11 protein-coding genes are annotated in these 12,666 nt (G+C 51.3%); 4 read left to right on the plus strand and 7 right to left on the minus strand.

Features of this window, described 5'->3' with window-relative positions; translation table 11 throughout:
- Positions 1 to 10: 10 nt before the first annotated feature.
- The gene (locus EHT25_RS12375) at positions 11 to 1,054 is read right to left on the minus strand and encodes a quinone-dependent dihydroorotate dehydrogenase (protein ID WP_124876095.1); all 1,044 of its coding nucleotides are present in this window, start codon (positions 1,052 to 1,054) and stop codon (positions 11 to 13) included.
- Between the two features lie 117 nt (positions 1,055 to 1,171).
- Entirely contained in the window at positions 1,172 to 2,047 is an 876-nt protein-coding gene (gene cysM / locus EHT25_RS12380; RefSeq protein WP_124874887.1) for a cysteine synthase CysM, read from the minus strand.
- Between the two features lie 230 nt (positions 2,048 to 2,277).
- Here cysM and EHT25_RS12385 point away from each other — a divergent pair, with 230 nt between their 5' ends.
- Positions 2,278 to 2,724, plus strand: a complete 447-nt coding sequence (locus EHT25_RS12385) for a LytR/AlgR family response regulator transcription factor (protein WP_229311508.1) — start codon at positions 2,278 to 2,280, stop codon at positions 2,722 to 2,724.
- Between the two features lie 37 nt (positions 2,725 to 2,761).
- On the opposite strand, the gene EHT25_RS12390 is transcribed toward EHT25_RS12385, so the two are convergent.
- From EHT25_RS12390 to EHT25_RS12410, 5 genes are all read right to left on the minus strand, one after another.
- Positions 2,762 to 4,468 carry an AMP-binding protein gene (locus EHT25_RS12390; protein ID WP_124874889.1) on the minus strand — a complete coding sequence of 569 codons (1,707 nt, stop codon included), beginning with the start codon at positions 4,466 to 4,468 and terminating at the stop codon, positions 2,762 to 2,764.
- Between the two features lie 373 nt (positions 4,469 to 4,841).
- Positions 4,842 to 5,825: an N-acetyl-gamma-glutamyl-phosphate reductase gene (argC, locus tag EHT25_RS12395; RefSeq protein WP_124874891.1), complete on the minus strand. Its 984-nt coding sequence runs from the start codon at positions 5,823 to 5,825 to the stop codon at positions 4,842 to 4,844.
- Positions 5,822 to 7,072, minus strand: coding sequence for a glycosyltransferase family 4 protein (locus tag EHT25_RS12400; protein ID WP_229311509.1), 1,251 nt, complete (start codon positions 7,070 to 7,072; stop codon positions 5,822 to 5,824). Before EHT25_RS12400 ends, argC begins: the two co-directional genes overlap by 4 nt.
- A gap of 84 nt (positions 7,073 to 7,156) precedes the next feature.
- Positions 7,157 to 8,362 (minus strand): argininosuccinate synthase, encoded by a 1,206-nt coding sequence (locus tag EHT25_RS12405; protein WP_124874895.1) that lies wholly within the window; start codon positions 8,360 to 8,362, stop codon positions 7,157 to 7,159.
- Between the two features lie 139 nt (positions 8,363 to 8,501).
- Positions 8,502 to 9,206, minus strand: coding sequence for a GNAT family N-acetyltransferase (locus EHT25_RS12410; RefSeq protein ID WP_124874897.1), 705 nt, complete (start codon positions 9,204 to 9,206; stop codon positions 8,502 to 8,504).
- 363 nt (positions 9,207 to 9,569) lie between these two features.
- On the opposite strand from EHT25_RS12410, the gene aat reads away from it, so the two are divergent.
- The 3 genes from aat (at position 9,570) to EHT25_RS12425 (ending at position 12,586) form a co-directional block, all read left to right on the plus strand.
- Positions 9,570 to 10,196 (plus strand): leucyl/phenylalanyl-tRNA--protein transferase, encoded by a 627-nt coding sequence (gene aat, locus EHT25_RS12415; RefSeq protein ID WP_124874899.1) that lies wholly within the window; start codon positions 9,570 to 9,572, stop codon positions 10,194 to 10,196.
- Positions 10,197 to 10,292: 96 nt separating this feature from the next.
- Complete coding sequence (proB, locus tag EHT25_RS12420; RefSeq protein WP_124874901.1) at positions 10,293 to 11,321, plus strand: glutamate 5-kinase; 1,029 nt, start codon at positions 10,293 to 10,295, stop codon at positions 11,319 to 11,321.
- A 14-nt stretch (positions 11,322 to 11,335) separates the two neighbouring features.
- Entirely contained in the window at positions 11,336 to 12,586 is a 1,251-nt protein-coding gene (locus EHT25_RS12425; RefSeq protein ID WP_124874903.1) for a glutamate-5-semialdehyde dehydrogenase, read from the plus strand.
- Positions 12,587 to 12,666 lie beyond the last annotated feature (80 nt).

Consider the following 12,666-nt stretch of genomic DNA (forward strand, 5'->3'; position numbering starts at 1 on the left):
TTTAGCTGCCTTAAACTACCTCTTCTGCCAATACTTTGCAAATCCTTTTAGCTAACGCAGGGCCTTCGTAAATAAACCCCGTGTAGACCTGCACCAAACTGGCCCCGGCCCGCAATTTCTCAAGCGCATCTTCCGCCGTTGCAATACCACCCACCCCGATCACCGGGAAGGCATGATTCGACTGTTGACAAAGGTAACGAATCACTTCCGTCGAACGTTGTCGTAATGGCGCTCCACTGACACCGCCCATACCGATTTTTTCAACGGTTTGGGAATCGGTCTGTAAACCGTCGCGGCTAATGGTGGTGTTGGTGGCAATAATTCCCGCAATGCGGGTCGTCGTCACAATTTCGATAATGTCATCTAACTGGCTGTCGGTCAGATCGGGAGCAATTTTAAGAAGAATCGGTTTTGCAACCGGTTTTTGCCGGTTTTCGTCCTGTAAACGCTGCAACAGCGCCATCAGCGGTTCTTTTTCCTGCAACGCCCGAAGCCCCGGCGTATTCGGCGAACTGACATTCACGACAAAATAATCGACGGTATCGAATAAGTCGTGGAAACAGATCAGGTAATCGTCCAGCGCGTTTTCGTTCGGCGTCAGTTTGTTCTTGCCAATGTTCCCACCGATGATCAGTTGCTGGCCCGAGTTGCGTTTGCGAAGTCGGTTGGCGGCCGCTTTGGCCCCTTCGTTGTTAAAACCCATGCGGTTGATGAGCCCTTTGTCGGCTTTCAACCGAAAAAGCCGGGGCCGGTCGTTGCCGGATTGGGGACGGGGAGTGACGGTTCCGATTTCAATAAATCCGAAACCCAGACACGCCAGTTCATCGACCCATTCGGCGTTTTTGTCAAAACCGGCGGCCAAACCAACCGGATTTTTGAATTCAATGCCAAACAAGGTCCGTTTCAGCCGCGGATCGTCGATGGTGAACAATTGCCGGGACAGCCAGCGAAAACCGGGAATAGCCAGTGAAATTTTCAGGAAGGAAGTAACAAAATGGTGAATTTGTTCAGCATCAAAACGAAAAAGGAGAGGCAGGACGACGCGCTTGTACATAACACAAATGTACAGAACTCCGCGGATGCCGTGCAAGCCGTCGAACGGATAATTGACGAACCGGTTTTTTATTTCTGAAACATTGCGCAAAACCGGTTCGTCAATTATCCGATTCCGTTAATTGCCAAACAAATCGGACGACAAATAGCGGTCGCCCCGGTCGCAGATGATGCAAACGACCACACCCTCTTCCAGCTCTTCGATGAGTTTGAGGGCGGCAAAAACCGCTCCTCCACTGCTCATTCCGGCGAAAATTCCTTCTTCGCGGGCCAGTCGACGGGTCATTTGTGTGGCGTCGTCCTGCGACATTTCAATCACGCGGTCGACGCGGCTGGGATCAAAGATTTTGGGCAGGTATTCCTGGGGCCATTTCCGGATGCCCGGTATCTGCGAACCCTCCGAAGGCTGGCAGCCGATCACCTGAATGGCGGGGTTCTGCTCTTTCAGAAACCGGGAGTTGCCCATGATGGTGCCGGTGGTCCCCATTGCTGAAACAAAATGAGTAATTTTACCTTGAGTATTTTCCCAGATTTCCGGCCCAGTCGTGCGATAATGCGCCAGATAGTTGTCGGGGTTGGCAAATTGATTGAGTAAAAAATAAGCGCCTGTGGCGGCCTGTTCTTCCGCATAATCGCGGGCATTCTCCATCGTTTCCATCAATGTTACCTTCGCGCCAAACGCCTGCATGGTCAGGATGCGTTCGCGGGTCGAGTTCTGGGGCAAAACCAGTTCAATGTCAACGTTATACAGGCGGGCAATCATGGCAAGCGCGATGCCGGTATTGCCACTGGTGGCTTCGATCAGTTTGACACCCGGTTTTAAATCACCCCGTTCAATGGCGCCTTTGATCATGCTGTAGGCCGGGCGATCCTTGACGCTTCCGCCCGGGTTGTGTCCCTCCATTTTGCCGTACAAGCTGACGCCTGGATTTGGATTAATGTGCTTTAATTCAACGAGTGGAGTGTTTCCAACAAAGTCTAACAAGGTCGCCATGAATAGTTACTGGGAATGAAGTAAGTTTTGAAACAAACACGAAGCCGCTTTTCAAAGTTGCAAATGGGCTGAATGTTACCAAAATCGTTATTAAAGACGAGCTAGGGGATAAAAAACAAAAAAGTGAAAAATATTTTTGCGGTTTTGATGCAAATAGTTAAAAAAGGCTTGCTTTTATATCAAAATAAAAACCATTTTTGTAAAAGTTCTGTATACAAACGGCTCCGTATATGAAAGTAGCAATCCATCCCGGCACCAGAAATAGTTACTCAGAATTCCAGCTACAGTCGGTCGCCCGTCACCTGAACCTGCCGGATATCGTCTTGCCGTTTTGGGGGCAACGCCGGAAAATTCCGGCCTACCGCATTACCTGGCTGGAAGGAAAAGGCAACTATACGGTGGTTCATTTCAGCGACGGTTCCGAGATGATCGTATCGCTAACCTTGAAGAAACTGGAGGGCCGTCTTCCGTCGGAAATCTTTGTGAGACCGCATAAGAAAAGCATCATCAATCTGCTCTATCTCCAGGAAATCCGGACGGGAAAAAGTGTGAGTATCTGTCTGGCAAATGGAAATGAAATTGAGGTTTCCCGCCGAAAAACGACACAATTCATGAAATTAGTGGTCGCTTTTCAGCAGGAATTCCTTCCGTTGACGATGCCATATGCCATGGCTTAATCCAAAAATAAAGGCGGTTGAAAAACCGCCTGTCGTCTTACTTCTTATTTAATTTCGCGAGTTCTTCGTCGCGCAGGGGGCGTCGCAGGATTTTGCCCACATTACTCTTCGGCAATTCCGTCCGGAACTCAATGTGACGCGGTCGTTTGTAATTGGTCAACTGCTCTTTGCTGTAGTTGAGAATATCATCCGCCGTCAGGTTGGGATCTTTTTTGACCACAAAAATTTTGACGGCTTCCGACGATTTATCATCGGGAACGCCAATGCAGGCTACTTCCAGAACGCCCGGGCAGCGAGCGATAACATCTTCAATTTCATTGGGATAGACATTGAAGCCGGATACCAGAATCATATCTTTCTTCCGGTCGACGATCCGGAAAAAACCGTCTTCGTCCATCACGCCAATATCGCCCGTTTTGAAGTACTCGCCTTCCATTACCTTCGCGGTTTCGTCGGGGCGGTTGTAATAGCCGGGGAAAACCTGCGGTCCTTTGGCCCAGATTTCGCCGGGCATCCCCATCGGTGCTTCGGTACCGTCTTCCTGCATGATTTTCAGCTCCGTACTCGGCAGCGGGAGCCCAATCGTTCCGAGTCGGGCCGTTCCGTCGCAGGGGTTCGAGGTCAGAATGGGTGAGGTTTCGGAGAGACCGTATCCTTCGGAAATGGTGATTCCGGTTAGTTTTTTCCAGCGTTCGGCCACCGACGATTGCAACGCCATGCCACCGGCAGAAGCAATTTTGAGGTTGGTGAAATCGACTTCCGTAATGCGGGAATTATTCACCAGACCATTATACAGCGTATTCAAACTGACAAACATGTTGAACTTGTATTTCTTCAGTTCGTCAACAAACGCGTTCATATCGCGCGGATTGGTAATGAGTACATTCAGACAGCCACTTTTGAGGGCCAGCATCGCGTTGACGGTCAGGGCATAAATGTGGTATAAAGGCAGCGGGGCGATGATGACACACTGCTCAACGCCCATGAGGTCGATCTGCATCCATTTACTGCCCGCTTCGGTGTTGGCAACAATATTCCGGTGGGTCAATACGGCCCCTTTCGAAACACCGGTTGTTCCGCCGGTGTATTGCACAAACGCCATGTCGGAACCGGCAACCTGAACTTTTTGCAGAGGCTGTCGGCTTCCTTTGCTCAGCGCGTCACTCAGCGACACGGCTTGCGGCAGGTGATAAGCCGGGATTAGTTTTTTGACATATTTGACTACTGCATTGACAATCAGCTTTTTCGGGAATCCCAGCAGGTCGCCAACGTTGGTAAGGATGACGTGTTTGATATCGGTCTGGTCGATGATTTTCTCCAGATTGCTGGCAAAATTCGCGAGAATGACAATCGCTTTGGCACCCGAGTCCTTGAATTGATGCTGCATTTCCCGGGGCGTATACAGCGGATTGGTATTGACCACCACCAGCCCGGCCCGCAAAATGCCGAAAATAGCGACCGGATATTGCAACAGATTCGGCATTTGAATCGCCACGCGATCTCCTTTTTGCAGTTTCAGAACGTTTTGCAGGTACGAAGCAAAATGGCCGGAAAGCGTATCTATTTCCCCGAAAGTCAACACCTTGTCCATGTTGGCATAAGCCCCTTTATCCGCAAACCGCTGACAGCCTTCATCAATCAATTCGACCAGCGATGGATACGCGTCGGGATTTATTTCGGCAGGCATGCCTTGCGGATACTGTTTTAGCCAGGGGTACGGTTTTGCCGTTGACGTATTTTCCATTGGGTTTAGAATATTTTTTGTAAAAATAAGACAAAACTCGAAATCGCCTACGTACGCGCGGACTTTAGGCCGTGCTTAATTAACGTGAAATAGGCTCCGTAAAGTACGATAAATTTGTATGATCAACATTCTATCAGACGAATCTATCGCACTTTTTTAGCTCTGAAAGTGAAGCATTGAATTGGACAGGAAAATCATCGCTCTTTGGAATGCTACTTTCATTTTAGCATTCCAAAGATAGCGTCCGTGAAGAAGGTCGGCTAGTCGGAGTCGATAACTGGCCGACTGTGGGAAATAACTAACGAAAAAAGGGGAATGGCAGGATCGTGATGGCCACGGACTGAAGGCTACGCGCCCCGGTCCGTGGGGGCTGTTAGAACGCCACCGCTTTCAGTCGCAAACCGGTATCTTCCGGCAAACCAAACAGGAGATTCATGTTTTGAACGGCATGACCCGATGCGCCTTTGGTCAGGTTGTCGATGATGCTGCTAATCAGCAACTGGCCGTCGTGCAACTCCAGATGAATCAGGCATTTGTTGGTATTAACCACCTGTTTCACGTCCACGGGCGTGTCGCTGACGTGCGTGAAGGGATGACCCGCGTAATAATTCTTGAAAAGCTGCCGTGCTTCTTCCAGACTTCCGGCGTAAGGCGTGTAGACGTTTGCCATAATACCCCGGGTGAAATCGCCCCGGTACGGCACAAAATGGATAGCCTGGTCAAAACCGGGTTGCAGGGCGTTCAGACTCTGGCGAATCTCTTTCAAATGCTGGTGCGTAAATGCCTTGTAAATCGAAACGTTGTTGTTTCGCCAGGTGAAATGCGTCGTCGAACTGAGCGACTGCCCCGCGCCGGTCGAGCCGGTAATGGCGCTGACCTGAACGGCATCGGTGAGCAATCCGGCCTGCGCCAGCGGCAAAAGTGCGAGTTGAATGCTGGTGGCAAAACAGCCAGGATTCGCAATTTTGGTGGCCGGGCGAATCCGGTCGCGCTGAAGTTCGGGCAAACCGTATACAAAACCGTTCGACTCGTCGCGAAAATCGGTGCTGAGGTCGATCACTTTCAGGGTGTCGGGAATGGGATTTTCGGCTAAAAACTTCGCCGATTCGCCGTGGCCGGAACAGAGAAAAATCACCGAAAGCCCGGCCTGATTGACCAGTTCGCGGGTATCTTCGCCCGAAAACGTCAAGTCCGTATCGCCCAGTAAATCGGTGTGGGTATTGTAAACCGGTTTTCCCGCCTGACTTTTACTGTGAACAAAAGCAATGTCCGCGTTGGGATGGTTGAGGAGAATCCGCAGCAATTCGCCACCGGTGTAACCCGCTCCGCCAATAATTCCAATGTTAATCGTATTCATAATCTTTGATAGAGCCTGATGTGCTCATTGGTGAAACGTTCCCAGGAGAACAATTGTGCCCGCCGAAGGGCTTTGGTTGTTAATTCGCTGCGTAAATCGGCCGACCGAACCAACGTCAGAATGGCCTGTGCCAGCGCGTCGGCGTCGGTGGGTGAAACCTGAAGGGCCGCGTCGCCAACGACTTCGGGCAGCGACGACACATTTGACGTGATTACCGGCAAACCACACTGCATCGCTTCCAGGGGCGGCAACCCGAACCCTTCGAACAGCGATGGATACACAAACGCCAGCGCCCCGGAATAAATGGCGGCCAGATCTTCGTCGGGTACAAAACCGGTAAAAACCAGCCGCTTCCGGATGCTTTCCTTCTTGGCGATTTCATCCAGAATCTGGTCCATTTTCCAGCCTTTCGTCCCGACCAGAACCAGCTTTATTTCGGTCGGTAATTCACCACTTTCGGCCAGCGCGACGAAGCAGCGAATCAGGTGATCGAGGTTTTTGCGTGGTTCCAGCGTCGCCAGACTGAGCAGGTACGACTCGTCGCCCAACCCAAAGCGGTTTTGCGTTGCCTTGATTCGTTGCGTATCCGTTACCGGAAAGAACAAATTCGGCGAAGCGGCCAGGTGAATGGGCGTGACGCGGGCTGGATCAAAACCGGTATACTGGCAAAAATCCGCTTTTGTCGCTTCCGAAACCGTGACAACCTGCGCATCCGCTGGCAGGTTCGTAAGGGCATCTTTAACGGCGCGTTCGCCCGCCGGGAACCATTCGGGGTGGTGAATCGGAATCAGGTCGTGCACCGTCAGCACCTTCCGAAGATTTGGCATCCGTCCAATGTCAGTCGGAATGGCAAAAAACGGCGAGTGATAAATCGCATTGGCTGGTAAAAACTTCGCCGAAAACCGGGCCTGTTCGCTGTTCAGCGCTTTTCGGGTACGGTAAAATACCTGACGAATCACCTTCGAGGGCAGGCTCTGGGGCGCAAACGGACCGAGCAACGCATTCTCCAGCTTTGCCCAACCCAGTTCCGATGGTCGATTGACCAGGGCAGGAGCCTGTATGCCGAAGGTTTCCCGCGCATACCGCAGCGTTTCGGCCTGGTGTGTCGGAGCCGCCAGCGAAAGCTGAACGTCTTTCGATTCAAGGAGTCCCTTTACCAATTGCTCGGCAACCCGACTCACGCCGGTTTTAGCCTGACGATGGTAAAAGCCAATGCCCGGAAGGCTGGCGTCGATGATTACATTCAATATCCTGTGAATATTGAATAATGAACAATGAACAATGAATAATGAAAGTGTGTATGATCTTCATTATTCATTGTTCATTGTTCATTATCCATTGTTAGCCTCTTTCACTTTTCCATAAATCATCAACTGATTCGACATCACTTTCGAGAAGCCGCGGACATCGTCGCCGGTCCAGGCGTTGTTCATCTCGCCGTAGCTGCCGAAAGTGGACGACATCAGGTCGAACGGCGATTCGATGCCGAGCACCTGGAAGCGGTACGGCGCCAGCAGCACGTGGACTTTGCCCGTCACGTGGCTCTGCGTATCCGTCAGGAACGTTTCGATGTTGCGCATCACCGGGTCCAGAAACTGGCCTTCGTGGAGCATTGTGCCATACCAGTTCGCCAGTTGGTCTTTCCAGTATTGCTGCCATTTGGTCAGCACGTGTTTTTCGATGGCGTGGTGCGCTTTCAGGATAACGAGCGGAGCGGGCGCTTCAAAACCGACGCGGCCCTTGATGCCGATGATGGTATCGCCCACATGAATATCCCGCCCGATGCCGAAAGGTCCGGCCAGTTCCGCCAGTTGTTGAATGGCCTGAACTGGATCGCCGATGGGTTCGGCGCCGATGCCCTGTAATTCACCGGCTTTGAAATGCAGTGTAATTTGCTCCGGTTCGGTTTTCGTCACCTGCGTTGGCCAGGCTGATTCAGGCAGAAAACCGCTGGAAGTCAGCGTTTCGCGGCCACCGACCGAGGTGCCCCACAGCCCTTTATTGATGGAATAAGCGGCTTTGTGCCATTCCTGCTCCACTCCTTTCGATTTCAGATACTCGATTTCGGCTTCGCGCGAAAGCCGCAGATCGCGGATCGGCGTAATGATTTCCGCATCGGGTGCAATGATCCGGAAGGCCATGTCAAACCGAACCTGGTCGTTCCCCGCGCCGGTGCTGCCGTGGGCGATGGCGTTGGCACCGATTTCTCGGGCGTATTCGGCTACCGCAATGGCCTGAAAAATCCGTTCGGCACTCACACTCAGCGGATACGTGTTGTTTTTCAGAATGTTACCAAAAACCAGATACTTCAGACACTGCTGGTAATAATCGTCGGTTTTGGCGATGGCGGTGTGGTGCTTCACGCCCAGAGAATATGCCCGCTCTTCGATGGCTTTCAGGTCGGCCTCCGAAAAACCGCCCGTATCGACCAGCACGGAATGGATTTCATACCCCAGATCTTCGGATAAATATTTAACGCAAAACGAGGTATCGAGACCTCCACTAAAGGCAAGTACTACTTTTTTCTGTTGAGACATCACAGTGGACTATGGAACGTATGGAAATCTTTAATCTTTAGCGATCTAATACTTAATTCAGCACAAAACTAAAAAATCCCTTCCAGCCAACCGCCGAAAGGGACTTAAAATCACTTGAATAACCTTTACAATGACTTCCTTACCCGACGGTTTCCAGTTCACGTTCGGGTTTCCTGACACGGGGACGTTCCTGAAAACGCATCAGAATACGTTGTTTGATTCGCATCCAGCGTTCATACAGCTTCGATTCTTTCAGGAAATTCCATTGGGTTTTTTCTTCCGGTTTTTTGTGTTGCTCAGGGTCATACAGCATGCCCGTGCACAGACAGTGTTTCCGGTTGGTCCGGGTCAGAATATCGTAATTGACGCAGCTCGAACAGCCTTTCCAGAACGCATCATCAGCCGGTAATTCGCTGAACGTCACAGGTTCGTAACCTAAGTCGGAATTTATTTTCATGACCGCCAGGCTCGTCGTTAATCCGATGATCTTGGCGTCGGGGTATTTCGTACGGGAGAGCTTGAAGGCTGCGTTTTTGATGCGGGTTGCAATGCCGCTCTTGCGGTGGGCAGAATGCACGATCAAACCCGAATTAGCCACAAATTTACCGTGTTGCCAGGTTTCAATGTAACAGAAACCGACCCATTCACCGTACTTTGTGGTGGCTATGATCGCCTTGCCTTCCAGCATTTTTTCCATCAGGTACAAAGGCGAGCGTTTAGCAATACCCGTACCGCGTGCCTTGGCGCTTTCCTCCATTTCTTTGCAGATCGCTTCGGCCAGTTGAAGGTGGTTTTCGTCAGCCACCTGCACTACATAAGTATCGTTGTTTACTTCTGAAATCATTGTCGTTTGATCGAATGAATACACCTTTGCCCGGCGACAAAACCGGTTGGCTGTGATCAAAAAAGTTTGTTGATTATTAAAAATAAGAAAGGGACGAGCCGCAGGAGCGGATGCTCACCGCATAGGCAAGCAACAAGGTCGGGTCCTTTCGGACCTGAACCGAAATGGCGTTGTATGGTAGAAAGTCGGTATATAGACGCGTGTTGCCATTAATGTGATTGCCAAAAAGCGGGACAATGATAAAGGAATTGTTCCGATTGTGCAATAGAATAACGAAAAAAAAGCAGAATGGTTCAGCCAGCCCCGGATTTTTTACCAATGAGTTTTTTTATATATTTGTTGTGACAACTTTAGCGAATTTTCATGTATCGTCTGTCCTCTGATGATCTGATTTATGGCTACATCAATGGTATCTTTCCGATGGCCGATACGGACAATACGCTCTATTGGTACTCGCCCGATCCCCGCGCCATCATTCCGCTCGACACCTACCAACCTGCCAAATCCCTGCGGCCGGTTCTGAATAAAAAACTGTTCGAAATACGCATTAATACTGATTTTGAGCAGGTTATGCGTAAGTGTGCCCTGCCCCGATCCGAGAACGACGGTACCTGGATTTCGGAAGAAATCGTGGAAGCCTACGTGGATTTGCACCGGATGGGAATGGCCCACAGCGTTGAAACGTACATCGATAATCAGTTGGTGGGCGGTTTATACGGCGTGGCCCTGGGGGCGGTTTTCTTCGGCGAATCGATGTTCTATACCGTTCCGAATGCCTCCAAAGTGGCCTTCCATTTCTTGATCGAAATCCTGCGAAAACAACAATTTGAGCTGCTGGATACGCAGTTTATCAATGACAATGTCCGTCGGTTTGGCGCCATTGAAATCCCCCGACCGGAATACATGAAGCTGTTGAAGCAAACGCTGCAAAAAAAAGCCACCTTCACCGAACCAGTCTTGGCACCTCTTTTCAAGAATCAACCGGATTAAATCCCGGATTACTCCGATGGTTTCGTAATTTTGCGCCCTCATTCACTTCGTCGCGAACAACATCTTTCAGTTTCTTTCTTTAATCTCAGTTCAAGCGTGTCAGTTTTAGTTATTAAATTTGGTACGGCCTCGATTACGCAGCCGGACGGTTCGCTGAATGAAGCCGTGATTGCCGACATTGCCCGGCAAGTGGCCGAGTTGCGTCAATCGTACCACATTGTGTTGGTGTCGTCGGGCGCGGTGGGGGCCGGAAAAGGGCTGATCGACGGCTACCGGGGCGAAATCGCACAACGGAAAGCGGCAGCCGCCGTCGGTAATCTGCTGTTATTGAATGTCTATAACCGGTTTTTCTCCGAATATAACATTCCAATTGCGCAAACGCTCTGCGAACGCCATCACTTCGCCGACCGGCAGCAGTTTCTGCAACTGAAAGAAACCGTGCAGGAATTGTGGAAAAATGGCATTATTCCCATCGCCAACGAAAACGACGTGGTCAGCGACCGCGAATTGAAATTCTCGGATAACGACGAACTGGCTACGCTCATGGCGGTCGGTTTCGGCGCGTCAACCCTGATGCTTTGCACCTCGGTGGGCGGTTTGCTGGATCAGGACGGGCATATTATCCCAACGGTCAACCAGGTGGATGAATCCGTTTTCGGGATTGTTCGGGACGAAAAATCGGCGCTGGGGCTGGGCGGCATGGCTTCCAAACTGACATTTGCCAAACTGGCGACGCGCATGGGCATTCGGGTGGCGATTTTTGGTCTGAAACAGCCCGATGGCATTTTGCGGGCGTTGCGGGGCGAAACCGGGACGGCGTTTACCCCACAGGTTAGCACGCCCTCGTCGCGGCAACGCTGGCTGGGGAGCGGCAGCCTCACCGCCGGAACGCTGCTCATCGACGCCGGGGCGGTAGCGGCTCTGGGCCGGCGGAACAGTTTGCTGGCGGTTGGTGTTCGGGCAGTAGAAGGCGAATTTGCGGCTGGCGAAGTGGTCGAGATTTGTGACGAAAACGGCTCGACAGTGGCCGTAGCGCGCGCCCGGCTGTCGTCGTCGGATTTACTGCCGCAGTTGAACCAGCAAAATGTGGAAGTGGCAAATGCCAACGATATTGTACTTTTGTAAAAACAGTGGATTGTATGAATGCAGTAACTCCTCTTCTTCAGGAAACGAAGTTTGCTTCGGCCTTCGTCCGGCGCCTGTCTGCCGAACAGAAAACCGCGCTGCTCAATCGGCTGGCGGACGTGGTTTTGGAAAACCGGGAAGCAATCCTGGCTGAAAATCAGAAAGATCTGGATGCCATGCCGGATACCGATCCGAAAAAAGACCGGTTGTTGCTGAATGAAAAGCGGATTTGTGATCTGGCAGATAGCCTGCGGACGGTAGCGGTTTTGCCCGATCCAAGTGGCAACGTTTTACTGGAAACAACCATTGAACAGGGGCTGCAATTGCGTAAACTGGCGGTTCCGCTGGGCGTGGTGGGTGTTATTTACGAGTCGCGGCCCAACGTGACGCTGGACGTGGCTTCGCTCTGTCTGCGGTCGGGAAACGCTTGTGTGCTGAAAGGCGGGAAAGAAGCGCATCATTCCAATCTGGCAATTGTCGGGTTGATTCACCAGGTGCTGGCGGAGTTTGACATCCCTGAAGCCGCCGTTGCGCTGATGCCACCGGATCGGTCGGTGGTCAACGAATTGCTGACGGCCACGCGGTATATCGATATCATTATTCCGCGCGGTTCGGATTCGCTGATTCAGTATGTCCGGAAAAATTCGCTGGTGCCGACCATCGAAACCGGCGCGGGTGTTTGTCATGCCTACGTTGAACGGACGGCCGATTTGGAAAAAGCCCGGGATATTGTCATCAACGCCCGCGTGTCGCGCCCGTCGGTTTGTAACTCGCTGGATTGCGTGTTGGTCGATCAGGCGGTTGCGGAAGCTTTTTTGCCGATGCTGGTGGACGATTTTACAAAATGGAATGTCGAGGTTTTTGCGGATGAAGATGCGTACCCTATCTTAGCGTCAGCGAATTATCCAATGCTTCAACCCGCTCAATTGAGTGATTTTGGCCGGGAGTTTCTCGACTATAAATGTGCCATCAAAGTGGTCGGCGGTTTGGAAGATGCCTTGTCGCACATTCAGGCGTATTCGTCGCGCCATTCCGAAGCGATTATTTCCCGCGACCCGGCGGCCATCGACCGGTTTTTGAATGAAGTAGATGCGGCTGCCGTTTACGCCAATGCGTCGACCCGCTTCACCGATGGGGGCGTTTTTGGACTGGGTGCCGAAATTGGTATTTCGACGCAGAAACTGCATGCCCGGGGGCCATTCGCACTCGAAAAACTAGTCACCGAGAAATGGGTTGTTGTGGGGGATGGGCAGGTGCGTTGGTAAAAAGGAAATGGTTTTGTAGTTTTCAACAATTGAGCTGATTTTTAATGAATTTCTAATCAGAAGTTCATTAAAAACTGTCC

It is taken from the genome of Larkinella rosea (assembly GCF_003858635.1).
GTDB lineage: Bacteria > Bacteroidota > Bacteroidia > Cytophagales > Spirosomataceae > Larkinella > Larkinella rosea.